Below are 15,574 nucleotides of genomic sequence, written 5' to 3'. Positions count from 1 at the left end.
GCGAATTACGGCTTAGCTTCTTCTTGCATAACTTTGTTGATATAATCTGAAAGCGAAATGAAACCGCCATTGGTGATGGGCTTATCCTTTACTCGCAAATCATCATCATGCTGTGTGCTACCCAATTCTTCCAAGAGCCTTTCCACGATTGTTTTTTTGACTGAAACTTCACCGGAGTTTGGCGTATCTGAGTTCTTATTGGGGGCATTCTCAACATCCGATAATATACTCTTAATCACAGCTTCTCGCATTTTCTCACCATCGCGCTCGTGGTCCAAAGTCAACGATTTATTCTGCCGTGATATTTCAAAGGATTGGTTGTTGGGTGATTGCGCCACATGAGATTTAACCGCTTGCGCTTTATCATGTGTAAGTATCTGAGAGAGATTGTCTAATTTTATTTCTAAAGCCCCCAGCGCACGATTTATGTATGAAAGCTCTAACCTAAGATTTTGATCAGCAGGAATAGATGTAGCACTATTTTGATTATACAATGGTGCAGTAGATGGCAAAGTGAACTTGTTAATATCTGATGTCAAACTGCGCCCTTGGGCCTGTTGTGCAAACTCTACTGCGGGCAACTCATTAGGCAATGATTGAAGGACGGATGTATTTGCATATTGTTGTTGCGTATTTACGCTTTGTTCAACGTTAAGAGCACCCCAACGACTTTCTTGGTTTTGTACTGCATTTGACAAATTAGTTGATGCATTTTGACTTCTATTACCCTGCAAACCGTCTTGTTGACTTGGAACAGGCCAACCCCTTGGAAAAATAAAAGACGCTTGGTTTTGAGCAACCCACCTTAAATATGTCACAGTCGCAAGGAAGCCAGATAAAGAAAGCGTTTGCAGGGTTTCCAATTCACGGCGGATAATGAGATCACCATCAGAAGAAAGCAGTGCTTCTAATCTTTGGTCAAGTGGGCCAAGAATCGATTTTGGAAGCGGTAATTCTGTTTTGCGATCTGAAAGGAAAAAGCGATCATTAACCGTTAAACCCAAAATATTTAAATGTGGTTGGCCTCGATCTGTTAAACTTATTTCCAGACCATTCTTTTTTGCAATGCATTTTTTAGTACCTACTTCGCAAAGCACCTCGAATACATCTTCATCTAACCGAGGGCTTTTACTGAAACGCGCATAACCATCTGGATCAAATCGAAAGTAAACCCCCTCAACAAAGCCCTCTTGAAAAGTTGGCCAACCAAACGATCCACGTATAGTTTGCTCCCCTTCTCGTGCGCCAATGGCAAAGGGGATTGAAGTATCTAAGATTGCCACAGCACTTTCAGACCGACCATCAGGATCGCCTTGTGCATAAGCCAAATTAAAGTGGGCCCCAGATAACATCATCAGTGCAGTAAAACATTCGTATATAAATCTCTTCATTGTGTTTCCTTTATCTGGGCTGGGTGTTTATAGGCAGGCAACCAATCTGATTTCTGTGGAGGATCTGGTAAACCCCGCTTGATACGTAGGTCGCGATCCCTAAATTGGGTAAACCAAACTTCAGATTTGGCATTTGATGCTGTCAAAATCCGCCCTTGCACTTTGTGTAATAAAGCGGCCAGTAAAATGCCGTTATTATTGGCAGTTTGGATTTCAATGTGACCATTGCCACCTTCGTACAACCCTTCGTAAAACCCTCGCTCTGGATTGAACAATTCGATCACGGCCTCGTATAAAATATCTGTGTAATAAGTGTCCCATAAAGCCCACAAACCAAATGCAGCTTTTGTTGCAACAGCGGCATGTTCCGGCGCGTAGTCGCCTCGAGGCGTAACAGTATTCCATGGATAGCCATCCGAAAAAATTGTATCGTATGTAAAGTATGGAGGGCCTTTTACGTTATGCTCAGATCGCGCCGTCATATATCCTTGGGCTTCAAAGCGATTATGCTGGACTTGGTAAATTCGATCGGCAAACTCTGCACGCCATCCATCAGTATGAACGCGGTCCTCTGTTATATCATCATGTGGCAAATCCCAATTCAGTTCTAGGCCATCCAACAGGTAGCTTTCTGTGACAACATAATTTTGAGAATGGAATATACGTGGGTCACGTCCATCGTAGGGCACACGCACGTCAAAAATATTCGTAGTCAGGTACGGTTCTGCACGGTGGGCAAAATATGGCTTGAACCCCCATAAAGCAAAGCCCTTTGCTGCATATTCTTCATATCCTAAGCGCCCTTCTTGAGCGTAAACTGTTTCTTTTGTATCTTTATCAATTAAAGCACCATACATCACGCCATCTTCGTCTAGAATATTCGAAAAATCCCAACGCAAAATCAAATTATCGATTGTATTTGCAAGGTGGGCATAGCGGTTACGTAGAATACGCATCCACACTAAGAAACGTCCAATATCTAATGCTGAATATCCAATTTCACCTGCTTTATTTGTATAATCAACCTGCTCGCCAGTTTTTGTATTATATACTTTGTTGGGCATTTCATTTCGAAACAGCTTTAAGTTTCGGAAGGTTGTTAACAGTTTCAAAATACGCTTATCAAATTCCGGCTTTTCAATAAGGCATAGTTCATATGCTGCCACTAAACCGCTTACGTATGACGCGGTGTCCCAAAGCGTTGTCGAAGGATATGCGCCAACAGAATTCGCCATACCAGTTGCCTCTTGTGTGAAATTTTCAAAATACTTCCAAGCAACTTTTGCAGCTGTCATTTCCCGTTCGTTTAAAAAACCCCGCCGATGATTAAAGCTCCGTACATATGAATTGTCATCTAAATAACCCGCTGTTAGGTTTTCTCCGAGATTAAGCTTTTCAAAATAATCCTCGTCCATCTCACACATTCTTGGTGCTTTAGCGGTTTGCTTTTTTCCTGTGATAGATGACAATGTTTGCGATGGGATAGCGCCCCTCATTAAACTGGGGAGTTGCCTCAGGTTTATTTCTGTTTGCTTAGATAAAACTGTTTTTTCAAGCGCGAACCCAGATGTGTCATAAACATCTGGTGGTGAGTTCAAAACCAGCGGTTGTTTCGCGAGAACTTTTTCAGCCTCGGCCAAACGATCCACTTCACGTTTCACACGTTCTTTTTCTTTGTTAATATTGCCAACAACTGTTTCGCCAACTTCTTGGCCAAGTGTGACAATAGCGCCTAGAAAACCGCATGTAACAAAAATGGCTCCAGCGCCAATTGCAAATTTTCGAATTTCTAAAACTTTAAACTGCAAGTGCTTTTCCAATCTCGCCTTATTAAAGGCATTAAACTCAGCACTATGATTAAGTTGATTCAGTAAATTTCTTGATAACTACTTAGATTAATTCATTAAAATTACAGCCAAAATTTAATCAAAAAACAAAATCAATTGGTTTTTATTCGCACACCTGTGAAATTCAAAGTGTGATGTCACTTCTTTTATTAAAAACCAACCAAACCCGCCTTCTGGCAAGGTCTTTAGATCATCATCCACCTGCAAAGGCGTTTGAGAGTTATCGGGGGGTGTGAATGCCAATCCATTATCGCAAATATGTGCTATAATTTGCACTTCGGACACTTCAATTTTTATCTCAAGCTCGCCAGTATTCTCATGTTCAAAGCCATGCTCAATAACGTTGTTTAAAGCTTCGGCTAAGACAATTTGTACATCGGTAATATGGCCTTCTTGCACATTAACTGTGCACATCCATTCTTGTATTTCGTCTAATAAGTTTGGTACCAAATCCTGACAATTTGTCATGCTTCGCCGTAAGATAAAATTTGGCGAAGCATGCGTTTTATGCGCGTTCATATCCATTTATATCAATGCATCTTCAACAGCAGTAATGGCATCTTGTACAGACGGGTGAACCTGAAACACCTCATCCATACGCGTTAACTTAAAAACTTTCTCTACCATGGGAGTAAGGCCAGTAAGTTCAAATTTTTTCTCAGCGCCCATATACTTCATCATAGCCACCAATGCTCCTAAGCCCGAGCTGTCCATAAACTTCACTTCTTGCATATCTAACAAGATATGTTCAGCGCCCTCATCAACAATTTCACGTATTGCCTCTTTAAAGCGGATAGATTGCGCCGCATCTAACCTCGTTTCATGCAACTGTATCTGTGTAATTACCCCGTGTTTGGTTTCTTCAAATTTCATCATTCATTCCTTGGTGGTTTCTGATTTCCTTTAAAGTTTAGAATGTTTGATATTTGACTAATTTCTGGGAATTGGCCCAACCCAACGACCCAACCAAACATGACAGTTTTAGATAAAAGCCATACACTTATGAACGACAATACAACGGCCCAAAAAACCTTGATGATAATAAAAGCCATTGGATTTAAAGCCAAATTCCACAAAATCACTTCGGCAATATCTAAGAAAATCGGGTGAATAAGATATATCCCAAAACCATAAGGTGCGAGTTGAGACAATTTTGTAAAATACTCAATTTTAGCGGAAGCCATAAATGAAAAGAATAATATACAAGGCATCAAAAAATCAGCCCAGAAAGCCGGCTCATAATTATATTGCCAATTGCTGAATTCTATAACTCGAAAACTATATACTAGTTTTATAATGTACAGCAGAGAACCTACAAATAACATCGCGCCAAAATAACGAAACAAACCATGGCGCCCAATTGTTTTATAAAGCCCATATGCAGACGCTGCGATAAAGCCATATCCCATATACGTCACAACTTTCACCAATCGAACGATATAATCGAAAGCAGGGACCACATCCTTATGTGCCCACAACCACACATCAGCTTCGCGTTTCGCAAACAGGCACATTAACACAATGATGCCAACCCATGGTGCGTCTACCGCGATAAGACATATTGGAAACAAAAGGATCATCGCGAATAACGTCGGCAGAAAATGCATATGATATTGCACATCGCCTAAAACCACGTAGCCCAACCAACGCATAGGATCAAAAAGCTGCGCCCATATCTCTGCTTCATATCCAAATGCATATGCTTTCATCAAACGATAAAAAGCATAAACCACAACCCAAAATAAAAATGGCCTCATCAAGCGTTTAGCTTGCTCTGTAATAACATGGCCATAATTACGTGGGCGCAAATCCAAAGACATGAAGAGCAAAAACAGGGAAATAATTAAAAACAGCTCAGTCCGCGCCAGATACATAATAGATCGAAAGATAACGGGCCCAGTACGATCCCATACTTCAAAAGCAGAAAAGGGCTGCCCGTTAATATCCGATGATGCATGTAACCCAACCATCGAAACACTTGCGATCAAACGCAAGCAGTCAATCCAAATCATTCTTTGCGGAACCGTTGTAATAATAAAACCCTTTTCAAAATACTCAGGGATTATTCCCACAGTTCTCCTATCAAACCGTTACCAATTAAAATTTTATGGAATTAAAAAAACCAGCTTACGAATTCTTCATTCATTGGTTTTAAGCATGTAACAAAAAAGGATCATGCGATGCAAATTTTCTCATTCTTAACCGTAATTGCGATCACCACGTTGAATGCACATTATAGTATTGCGCAGGTCAACCTACCCATTGATGCAAGCAATTGTGCGATCTTAAATGCCTTACAACCCAACAATAACACTGAATGTTTACATACATCACATTTGGGGCAATCACGCGGTTTGATCGTAAACGTAGACACCGAACCTGCAGCCCAACAGCAAATTTTACAGCTTCCTAATGTAAAGGTAGCAATCGCTAAAAAACCAAACATCAAAAGCCCGAAAATTGATCGCCGTGTGGCAAAATCAGAAAATGGATATTACATTCACTTTGCGTTTGATTCAGAGGTTTTAACCACAGAATATCGTGATCATTTAAAACGGTTAGCTGTCGTTTTGAATTCCGATGCTATGGTGAAAAACTGTGTAAAAATCACAGGTCATACAGACACCGTTGGAGACGCTAAATATAATTTAGAACTGTCTGATAGACGCGCCAAATCTGTTTATAGTTTTTTAAAATCCCTGAATAATATAGACCCAAACCGATTATCTGTTTCTGCTATGGGGGAAGCACATCCATTGCCGGATAAAGCAGGAAGTAGCCCATTCAATCGTCGTGTAGAGTTTTCTTCTAAAACAGTTGAAGATGACTGTATCTCCAAAAGCTAACCTGCATGTCTATAAAACATTTATGGGTTATTTTTATCGTATTTATATCAATGCCTATCAGCACCGCTATTGCTCAGCCACAGCATATAAAAATTGCACTTGTTATCGGCAATTCAAATTATAAAACCTTACCTAATTTAAAAAATGCAGCGGGCGATGCCACCGCTATTGCCCTGGTTTTATCTGACTTAGGGTTCACAGTATTCCTTACGCAGAACACCACCAGTGCGGATCTCAAAAAAACTCTGTCTTTTGTCGCAAATCAAGCCTTAGAAGCAGATCAAGTCATCATTTATTTTGCAGGGCACGGGCACAGCGAAGATGGTGTTGCTGCGCTTCTTCCCATTGATGCAAATAGAACAGCTAAAAATGCAATTACGGCCGCAGGTTTATTAGATTATTTTAAAAACCCATTTACTCAAAAGGCCATTATTATAGATGCCTGCTTAGAAGAAATTCCGAATGGTATAAACGCCACATCCAAAAGCATACTTCTACCTGCAAATTTATATCCCGAAACAGCTTTCATTTTTGCAACGTCCTATGGTCAGGTTGCTTATGATGGCACAGGTTCACACAGCCTATTTTCCGGTGCTTTATTAGATAAATTGGTTGCAAAAGAAACAGACCTTATTCGCACAATACAATCTGTCCGATCCGACGTTATACAAGCATCGCGATCTCATCAAATGCCAATAACATTGTCGACACTCACACGTCCCTTTGAGCTCAAAGGGCAGACAATAAAATACAAATACGCCGCTCCTGCACATACAGTATTACAATCTTATTCTAGCACAGGTTTTTCCAATAAACCTTTATTGGATGATCTCGCTGATGGGCCTATAAAATAAGGGCATACGTATATCATTGCGTGATTTTTTACCTGTAAGATTTTCCAAAATTCACCAAAAACACTCATTTTAATAGTTTTAAGCACAACAAATAGCTTACTAACCCCCGAATAAACCTAAATATTGTGGTTTTTAGCCCATTTTCATGCCGTCTTTTGTTGATATCCAGCCCAAAATCGAGTTTATTTACTGCAGGCTTCAACAATCGAAGCAGTTATTTTAACAGGAGCAGTAACATGTCACAAAAACCAATGACAAAGACCCAACTTGTAGCAGCAATCGCTGAAGGCATGGGTTCAGATAAGAAATCAGCAGACGCATTTCTTGGCACTTTGACATCTATCATCACAAACGAAGTTGCAGCCGGTGGTGCAGTTACACTTCCAGGCCTAGGCAAATTCGCATGCCGCGCACGCCCAGAGCGTATGGTGCGTAACCCAGCAACTGGCGAACAATTCCAAAAACCAGCTGACCGCGTTGCAAAAGTAACAATCGCGAAAGCTTTGAAAGACGTAATCAACGCATAAGCGGATTACAAAAATTTAATAAAAAGGCCGCTCTTTGAAGCGGCCTTTTTTATGTTCACGTTATTCAGATTTATGGTCGACTGCTTACAGCCAACGCCGTCCCAAAGCTGATAAACATTCCACCTGTTACACGACGCAATCTTTTCACCCGTTTTTCGGTTGTCAAAAAACGGCGCAGCCAATTGCCAGAATACGCAATCAGAACATGGTTTGCAGCACATAACGCACCATAACTTACAGCTAGAATAATGATCTGTAGCCCTGTTGATGCATGTTGATTAATAAAGGGGGGAAACAATGCTGCAATCGCCACCATCGCTTTAGGGTTCGTTAAGGAAATAGCTAAGGCTTGTGCTATAAGGCGGCGCATAGGCGCGGCCTTGGTTGATCGTTCCGCATCAATTGCAAAGGCTGATCGATCTCGCCAAATCTTAATGCCAAGCCAGATCAAATAGCCCGCACCAAATATCTTTAGGATTGTGAACGCAAGCATGGATGCTTTCATTAATGCACCCAAACCAAATCCAACTGCCAATCCAAGTGCTGTGATACCTAGTGCATTCACAATGCCAATGATAATCGTCGTCTTAACACCATAGCGAAGTGCGTTCGTAATTCCGAATAAAATCCCTGGTCCAGGGCTCATAACAGGAGCCAAACTTACGATAAGAAATAGAAGCCATGTTTCAATACTCATGAAATTCTCCGCAATAAATTTTATGTCTGTTGCAAAGACTCGTTTAATCCATGACTGCTGTCAATAAATGTTATCCGATTTTGCCTTGGTTCTCGCCAATCTGACCACGGTGCAATAACCAGTGATCCAATACCACGCAGGCCATCATTGCTTCGCCGACTGGCACCGCACGAATACCCACACATGGGTCATGGCGGCCCTTGGTAACAATCTCTGTATCTTCACCAGATTTCGTGATCGTTTTACGCGTTTTCAAGATCGACGATGTTGGTTTAACCGCAAAGCGACAGACCAAATCTTGCCCCGTTGAAATGCCACCCAGAATACCGCCAGCATGATTTGATGAATACTCTGGTCCATCCGGTCCCATGGTAATTTCATCAGCATTATCTTCGCCTGTTAACTCAGCGGCACCCATACCCGCACCAATCTCAACACCCTTCACAGCATTGATCGACATCATCGCGGTTGAGATATCCGTATCCAGCTTCGCATAAACAGGTGCGCCCAATCCTGCTGGTACACCTTGTGCGATCACCTCAATCACTGCACCCACAGAATTGCCAGATTTGCGGAGCTCATCTAAATAAGTCGCCCAATCATCTGCCGCCTGTGTATCTGGGGACCAGAATGGGTTGTTGTTAATCTCTGACAGATCAACATTCGCACGATCGATCTGTTTCGCACCCATCTGCGTCATGTAACCTAGAATCTTAACCTCTGGTGCCAACACATCCAAAACAGCACGTGCAACACCGCCAGCGGCAACGCGCGCCGCTGTTTCGCGTGCTGATGAGCGCCCGCCACCACGGTAGTCACGGATACCATATTTCTGCCAATACGTGATATCAGCATGACCTGGGCGGAACTTTTCAATGATATCCCCATAGTCCTTAGAACGTTGATCCGTATTACGGATCATCAACTGAATTGGTGTACCAGTTGTCTTACCTTCAAACACACCAGACAGGATTTCCACCTGATCAGGTTCACGGCGTTGCGTAGTGTATTTATTCTGACCTGGCTTACGTTTATCTAACCAAATTTGAAGCATTTCTTCATTCAACGGAATGTTCGGCGGACAACCATCCACAGTCGCACCCAAAGCGGGCCCGTGGCTTTCGCCCCAAGTGGTAACGCGGAATAAGTGACCGAAACTGTTAAATGACATCTGAATGCTCCTTTGGCATCTGCTTTATCCCAAGTCTGATTTAAGCAAAAGCCTTTAGACTGAAGTTTATAGTGAAGCGGGTTTTTTCAACACGCATAAAAAAAGGCGGGATAGTAACCCGCCCTTTTCAAATCTTGAATGCAAACGCTTAGTCCTTGCGTTTCACAGGCGCCCAAATTCTTTTGTTTGTGAGATACAACAAAACAGAGAAGAAACTTAGGAATAGAACAGACAGAACGCCCAGTTTCTTACGTGCCATCATTTTTGGTTCCGCAGTCCACATTAGGAATGCTGATACGTCTTCTGCCATGCTTACCATATCATTTGCGTGGCCATCATCAAACTCAACTTGCTCGTCTTCTAATGGTGGACCCATTGCGATCCAACCGCCAGGGAAGGCAGTGTTTTCGTACAATGTTGCACCTGCTTCTTCTTTTTCTTTGCCTGTGTAACCAGTCAAAATAGAAGCGATATGCTCAGGGCCACCCATGCCGAATACGATTTGGTTGATACCCAAACCGTGTGGGCCGTGGAAACCAGCACGTGCTTTTGCCATCAATGACAAGTCAGGGGCGTTCTCTAAAGCGCTGCCTGGGAATTTGTCTGATGGTTTTGCCGAACGTGTATCATCCAACTCTTTGTCGAAAACTTCGATTTCAGCTGCATAAGCTTTCATCTGATCTTCTGGCAAATTTGGACCACCTTCGTCAGCCAATGTACGGAACGCTACTTGGCGCAAACCGTGACAAGCAGCACAAACTTCAGTGTACACTTTCAAACCACGTTGAAGTTGGTTTTCATCAAACTTACCAAATGGACCTTCGAAAGAGAAATCGTAATCTTCGATGTGCGTCTCACCACCAGCAGCAAGTACTGCAGTTGTGCCAAAGCTCATACCAAGTGCTACGAAAGCCGTAAGGAGTGTTTTCTTAATCATAATATCAATCCTTCTCTTAGCTTAAGACTTAGGCGGGTAATGCGCATCGAAGTCAGCTTCGATAGTTTCAGGAACTTCGTCAGTTTTCTCAATCATGCCCAATAGAGGCAAGATAACGATGAAATAACCGAACCAGTAGATCGTAGCCCAAAGCGACAGACGTGCTGTGTTGATGTAGAAGAAGCTCATTTCATCACCAGCGTGTGGCAATTCCATCTTCAACATATGACCATCAGCAGACATACCGATCAAAACCAAATCAGGGTTTTGAGCGCCACACCACATTAGGATAAAGAACACGACGCCCAAGATCCAGAATGCTTTCTTGAACAATGGACGGTAACGGCCAGAACGAACTGGTGATGTGTCCAACCAAGGTGCAAGCGCCATGATCGCAATAGAACCGAACATCGCTAGCACACCTAGGAACTTCGCATCCAAGAATAGGACGTCAAAAGTAATCGCACGCAAGATCGCGTAGAACGGTAGGAAGTACCATTCAGGAACAATGTGCGCTGGTGTCGCCAATGCGTTCGCTTCGATGTAGTTGTCTGGGTGACCTAAATAGTTTGGCATAAAGCCAACGATTGCAAAGAAACCAACCAAGATCACAACAAGTGCAAACAAGTCTTTGATCACGAAGTATGGCCAGAATGGCACTGTGTCTTTGTTTGCTTCGGCTTTCGACTTACGGCGAACTTCAACACCCGTTGGGTTGTTGTTTCCTGTTGTGTGGAATGCCCAGATGTGAACAGCTACAAGACCAGCAATTACGAACGGTAGTAAGTAGTGCAAGCTAAAGAAGCGGTTCAATGTAGCGTTATCTACCGCTGGTCCGCCAAGCAACCATTCTTGAATGATTGGGCCAATGCCTGGGATCGCACCAAACAAACCAGTGATAACAGTCGCACCCCAGAAAGACATCTGACCCCATGGAAGTACGTAGCCCATGAATGCAGTGCCCATCATCGCAAGATAAATCAACATACCGATGATCCATGTGATTTCGCGAGGCGCTTTATATGAACCGTAATATAGGCCACGGAAAATGTGAGCGTATACAGCGATAAAGAACAATGACGCGCCATTTGTGTGGATATAGCGCAATGCCCAACCACCGTTCACGTCACGCATGATGTGTTCAACACTGTCAAACGCCAAATCAACGTGTGGCGTGTAGTGCATAACCAAAACGATACCAGTGATGATTTGCATCGCCAGACAGAATGTCAAAACGATACCCCAAATCCACATCCAGTTCAGATTTTTTGGTGTTGGGATCATCAATGTGTCGTACAATAGGCCAACAATCGGAAGACGAGAGTGTAACCACTTTTCGCCGCCAGACTTTGGCTCATAATGATCGTGTGGAATTCCAGCCATGATCTTTCCCCCTAGCCTAGTTTGATTGTTGTGTCGTTGACAAAGCTTGCAACAGGAACTGGTAAGTTCTCTGGTGCTGGACCCTTACGGATACGACCAGCAGTGTCATAGTGTGAACCGTGACATGGGCAGAACCAACCACCAAAGTCACCAGCGTCGCCCAAAGGCACACAACCAAGGTGTGTACACACACCCATCATGACCAGCCATTCGCCGCTTTCGTCCAAAGAACGGTTCGCGTCAGCTGCGTCACCTGGTGTATTTGCATTACGGCTTTCACCGTCTGGCAAGCTTGCATTATCATCTGCACGTGCTGCTTTAATTTCATCAGCATTACGACGGCGAATAAATACAGGCTTACCCAACCACTTTACAGTGATCTGTGTGCCTGGCTCTACGCCTGATACATCTACTTCGATAGATGAAAGCGCTGCAACATCAGCACTTGGATTCATCTGGTTGATGAGCGGCCAAACCGCTGCTCCACCAGCCACAGCACCAGTTGCTGCAGTTGCGACGTATAGAAAGTCGCGGCGGGTACCTTGTGGGTCGCTGTCAGTGGACACGAACATCTCTCCCTTGCCAAGCCCCAGGTCGGGGCATAATTAAACCTTATATGCTCACTAAAAAGAGAGCAATCTGCGCGGTAACTACACCCCGTTTCCCTCTACGTCTAGCGGACTTTGCGCCGCAGACCCTTGAAATTAGGATTTCTTATGCGTTTATGTGCATATCAACCCGATATTGCCCTGAATTTAGGGGCCATGATCCGTCTATCAGCTTGTTTTGGCATCCCATTGGATATTATTGAACCTTGTGGATTCCCTTTATCCCTAAAAGCATTACGCAGGTCAGCCATGGATTACGCCGATATCGCAGACATGACACGGCACGATTCGTGGGAAACGTATCTAGAAACCAAAACTGCTGGCCGTTTGGTTTTAATGACAACAAAAGCATCCGATACGTTATGGGATTTCACATTTGAACCAACGGATACCATCGTCATGGGCCGCGAAAGTGCTGGTGTGCCTGAAAGTGTTCATAATCGCTGTGACAGCCACATCAAGCTCGCGATGTCAGGCACCGCTCGCAGCCTGAATGTTGCTATGTGTGCAGGGATGGCAGTGTCTGAAGGGTTACGGCAAATACGGTATTAGATCCCAGACCTCATGTCTGTCATATTAATACCGCCCCTTTCTTTCACCGTTTCCATAACAGCAAACGAATTGGTCTGATTCACACCGGGTAATTTACTGATCTTTTCCCCCAACAGATCTCGGAAATGCGCGATGTCGCGAGATCGTACCATCAACATGTAATCAAATTGCCCAGCTATCATCAGGCAACTTTGAACCTCTGATATCTTTTTCACCGCTTCATTAAATTCGATCAGCAACTCATTGCTGATCGAGCTTAAACTAATATGCACCATCGTCACGTGGTTCATACCGACCATCGCTGGGTTTAAAATCGCACGGTAGCTGTCAATCACACCATCTTTTTCCAATCGCTTCACACGTTCGGAACAAGGTGTCTTAGTCAAATTAACCCTCTCCGCCAAATCAACGATCGATAAGCGCCCATTTTTTTGAAGTTCATCCAAAATCTTCTTATCAATTAAGTCTAACTTCCTATACAATAGTCTTTTTTCCTATTTTAAACCTATATAAAGCCATTATTCCCATAATAATGCCAATTAAAGTGCCTATTACTAGACATAATACCTAAAAATATAATTGGAAGCAAGACTATCAAAGACAATATCGAGATCAGAATCAGAACAATATTCGCAAGAATATTGGTTGCTTTCCGTGATGATGATCGAATTGGGAAAACAGTAGGAGAGACTGATATGACCACAACTTTAGTAGTAGGCTTAGACGGGCAAGGGTCTGGTGATCGCGCCTTAGCTTATGCAAAACGAATGGCAGGACTGATCGGCAAATGCGAATTATTAATCGTATATGTTATCGAATGGTCCCCATATTCATTCCAAACAGCAGAAGAAAACGCACAGCGCCATAAACGTCGCGAGGAAGAAATTGCAACAGCAATGGAACGCATCATCGACCCCGCTGTCAAAGCGCTAAAAGATGACGGCGTGAAAGCCAAAGGATTGGTGCGCCATGGTGACGTTGCCGACACGTTGAATGCAATTTCAGTAGAAGAAAATGCCGACCAAATTATCGTCAGCCGTTCTTCCGAAGGCGGCTTCGCCAAACGTATCTTTGGCAGTTCTACTGCAAATCTTGTCATGAGTGCCAGCTTGCCTGTCACCGTTGTCGGATAATGGGGGAAATTATGAAAAATCTGTACACACCAGCGCTTGCCTTAAGCGCATTAACTGCATCGACAATGCCAGCATCTGCAGGCATCGACGAACAAGTAAACGAAGCCTTCGCTGCCTTCACAGGCCCATTCGTAAGCTTTATCTTTGCGCCAATTCCAGGAACAGCATTTCCATGGATCGTGATGTGGCTCGTAATCGCAGCCACAGTTTTCACACTGTACTTTGGCTTCGTGCAATTGAAATTCTTCAAACACGCCATTTCATTGGTAAAGGGTGATTACTCTGATCCAAATGACGCAGGTGAAGTTAGTCACTTCCAAGCTCTCGCAACAGCTCTTTCTGGCACGGTCGGCTTGGGTAACATCGCAGGCGTTGCAGTGGCGGTCGGCATCGGTGGGCCAGGTGCAACATTCTGGATGATTCTTGCCGGTCTTTTGGGCATGGCATCTAAATTCACCGAATGTACGCTCGGCGTAAAATACAGGAATGAATATCCAGACGGCACCGTTTCTGGTGGTCCAATGTATTACATTTCAAAGGGCTTCGCAGAAAAAGGTTTACCAGGTGGTAAATTCCTAGCCGTGCTGTTCGCAATCTTCTGTATTTTGGGTGCACTTGGTGGTGGTAACATGTTCCAAGCGAACCAAGCACATGCTCAAATCTCTGGCATTGTCGGTGACTTCCCAGGTTGGATCACAGGCATCGTATTTGCAGCAGTCGTGTTCATTGTGATCGTTGGCGGTGTGAAATCAATCGCACGCGTAACAGAAAAAGTCGTTCCATTCATGGGCGTCATGTACGTGACAGCAGCTTTGATCATCCTATTGGTGAACTTTGACCAAATCGGTTGGGCTTTTGGCCAAATCTTTGCTGGCGCATTCACTGGCCTAGGTGTTGCAGGTGGTATGGTTGGTGCCTTGATCCAAGGTTTCAAACGTGCGGCCTTCTCTAACGAAGCTGGTGTTGGTTCAGCGGCGATTGCCCACTCTGCGGTGAGAACAAAAGAGCCAATCACAGAGGGTTTTGTATCCCTGCTAGAGCCGTTCATCGATACTGTTGTAATTTGTACAATGACAGCTTTGGTAATCACAATCTCTGGTCAGCTGATCGTTGATCCCGCAACTGGTAACTATGCAATCGAAGCAGGTAAAATCGCAACTGTAGGCGGCACATCTGGTGTTGCACTGACATCAGCGGCCTTTGCATCAGCCTTCAGCTGGTTCCCATATGTTCTAGCGGTTGCAGTGATTTTGTTCGCATTCTCAACAATGATCTCATGGTCATACTACGGCTTGAAAGCATGGACATACCTGTTTGGCGAAAGCAAAAACTCTGAGCTTACATTCAAAATCATCTTTTGTGTATTCATCGTAATTGGTGCCGCAGCCAGCCTTGGCCCAGTCATCGACTTCTCTGATGCAGCAATCTTTGCGATGGCCGTTGTGAATATCACAGGTTTGTATTTCTTGATGTCAGTCGTGAAAAACGAGTTCAACTCATACAAAGAGCGCCTAGCATCTGGTGAAATCAAAAAATTCGAACACTAGAATGCTAACATCCCTGATGGGGGCGGCCTTCGGGTTGCCCCTAACTTTCTCTAATGCTTGAATTTGCCATTCATTACCTAG

At 43.7% G+C, this 15,574-nt stretch carries 17 protein-coding genes; 6 read left to right on the top strand and 11 right to left on the bottom strand.

From position 1 onward, the window contains the following. Positions 1-5: 5 nt before the first annotated feature. The 5 genes from F9L33_RS08915 to F9L33_RS08895 all read right to left on the bottom strand — a co-directional run bounded on the left by F9L33_RS08915 (position 6) and on the right by F9L33_RS08895 (position 5,250). Positions 6-1,391: a hypothetical protein gene (locus F9L33_RS08915; protein ID WP_152142404.1), complete on the bottom strand. Its 1,386-nt coding sequence runs from the start codon at positions 1,389-1,391 to the stop codon at positions 6-8. Continuing rightward, complete coding sequence (locus tag F9L33_RS08910; RefSeq protein WP_226804048.1) at positions 1,388-3,199, bottom strand: DUF3131 domain-containing protein; 1,812 nt, start codon at positions 3,197-3,199, stop codon at positions 1,388-1,390. The genes F9L33_RS08915 and F9L33_RS08910 overlap by 4 nt, the downstream gene beginning before the upstream one ends. Positions 3,200-3,313: 114 nt before the next feature. After that, positions 3,314-3,706, bottom strand: a complete 393-nt coding sequence (locus F9L33_RS08905; RefSeq protein ID WP_193222005.1) for an ATP-binding protein — start codon at positions 3,704-3,706, stop codon at positions 3,314-3,316. A gap of 57 nt (positions 3,707-3,763) precedes the next feature. Beyond that, positions 3,764-4,111, bottom strand: coding sequence for an STAS domain-containing protein (locus F9L33_RS08900; RefSeq protein WP_152142534.1), 348 nt, complete (start codon positions 4,109-4,111; stop codon positions 3,764-3,766). Further along, positions 4,111-5,250, bottom strand: coding sequence for an acyltransferase (locus F9L33_RS08895; protein WP_152142402.1), 1,140 nt, complete (start codon positions 5,248-5,250; stop codon positions 4,111-4,113). Before F9L33_RS08895 ends, F9L33_RS08900 begins: the two co-directional genes overlap by 1 nt. Before the next feature lie 168 nt (positions 5,251-5,418). On the opposite strand from F9L33_RS08895, the gene F9L33_RS08890 reads away from it, so the two are divergent. The 3 genes from F9L33_RS08890 (at position 5,419) to F9L33_RS08880 (ending at position 7,465) form a co-directional block, all read left to right on the top strand. Continuing rightward, positions 5,419-6,084 carry an OmpA family protein gene (locus F9L33_RS08890; protein WP_152142401.1) on the top strand — a complete coding sequence of 222 codons (666 nt, stop codon included), beginning with the start codon at positions 5,419-5,421 and terminating at the stop codon, positions 6,082-6,084. Positions 6,085-6,089: 5 nt separating this feature from the next. Continuing rightward, positions 6,090-6,938 (top strand): caspase family protein, encoded by an 849-nt coding sequence (locus F9L33_RS08885; RefSeq protein WP_152142400.1) that lies wholly within the window; start codon positions 6,090-6,092, stop codon positions 6,936-6,938. A gap of 236 nt (positions 6,939-7,174) precedes the next feature. After that, on the top strand, positions 7,175-7,465 hold the full coding sequence (locus F9L33_RS08880; protein WP_152142399.1) for an HU family DNA-binding protein: 291 nt from the start codon (positions 7,175-7,177) through the stop codon (positions 7,463-7,465). Between the two features lie 70 nt (positions 7,466-7,535). Here the strand turns inward: F9L33_RS08880 and F9L33_RS08875 are convergent, their stop codons facing one another. From F9L33_RS08875 to petA, 5 genes are all read right to left on the bottom strand, one after another. Then, positions 7,536-8,162: a LysE family translocator gene (locus F9L33_RS08875; RefSeq protein ID WP_152142398.1), complete on the bottom strand. Its 627-nt coding sequence runs from the start codon at positions 8,160-8,162 to the stop codon at positions 7,536-7,538. Between the two features lie 70 nt (positions 8,163-8,232). Continuing rightward, the gene (gene aroC / locus F9L33_RS08870; protein WP_152142397.1) at positions 8,233-9,333 is read right to left on the bottom strand and encodes a chorismate synthase; all 1,101 of its coding nucleotides are present in this window, start codon (positions 9,331-9,333) and stop codon (positions 8,233-8,235) included. Positions 9,334-9,481: 148 nt separating this feature from the next. Next, the gene (locus F9L33_RS08865; protein WP_152142396.1) at positions 9,482-10,270 is read right to left on the bottom strand and encodes a cytochrome c1; all 789 of its coding nucleotides are present in this window, start codon (positions 10,268-10,270) and stop codon (positions 9,482-9,484) included. 21 nt (positions 10,271-10,291) lie between these two features. Continuing rightward, positions 10,292-11,653 (bottom strand): cytochrome b N-terminal domain-containing protein, encoded by a 1,362-nt coding sequence (locus F9L33_RS08860; protein ID WP_152142395.1) that lies wholly within the window; start codon positions 11,651-11,653, stop codon positions 10,292-10,294. A gap of 11 nt (positions 11,654-11,664) precedes the next feature. After that, on the bottom strand, positions 11,665-12,225 hold the full coding sequence (gene petA / locus F9L33_RS08855) for a ubiquinol-cytochrome c reductase iron-sulfur subunit (protein WP_370452099.1): 561 nt from the start codon (positions 12,223-12,225) through the stop codon (positions 11,665-11,667). Positions 12,226-12,369: 144 nt separating this feature from the next. Here petA and F9L33_RS08850 point away from each other — a divergent pair, with 144 nt between their 5' ends. Further along, a complete protein-coding gene (locus F9L33_RS08850) occupies positions 12,370-12,813 on the top strand; it encodes a tRNA (cytidine(34)-2'-O)-methyltransferase (RefSeq protein WP_152142393.1) in 444 nt (147 codons plus the stop codon). Here F9L33_RS08850 and F9L33_RS08845 read toward each other — a convergent pair. Then, positions 12,810-13,295 carry an Lrp/AsnC family transcriptional regulator gene (locus tag F9L33_RS08845; protein WP_152142392.1) on the bottom strand — a complete coding sequence of 162 codons (486 nt, stop codon included), beginning with the start codon at positions 13,293-13,295 and terminating at the stop codon, positions 12,810-12,812. The genes F9L33_RS08850 and F9L33_RS08845 overlap by 4 nt on opposite strands. 213 nt (positions 13,296-13,508) lie before the next feature. Between F9L33_RS08845 and F9L33_RS08840 the strand changes: the two genes are divergently transcribed. After that, entirely contained in the window at positions 13,509-13,946 is a 438-nt protein-coding gene (locus tag F9L33_RS08840) for a universal stress protein (protein ID WP_152142391.1), read from the top strand. 11 nt (positions 13,947-13,957) lie between these two features. Next, positions 13,958-15,493 (top strand): sodium:alanine symporter family protein, encoded by a 1,536-nt coding sequence (locus F9L33_RS08835; RefSeq protein ID WP_152142390.1) that lies wholly within the window; start codon positions 13,958-13,960, stop codon positions 15,491-15,493. Positions 15,494-15,574: the final 81 nt, after the last annotated feature.

Origin of the sequence: Amylibacter sp. SFDW26 (genome assembly GCF_009184395.1) — a bacterium.
Taxonomy (GTDB): domain Bacteria; phylum Pseudomonadota; class Alphaproteobacteria; order Rhodobacterales; family Rhodobacteraceae; genus Amylibacter.
Note: the sequence above shows the minus strand (reverse complement) of the source record. Positions and strands in the feature narration are given on the sequence as shown.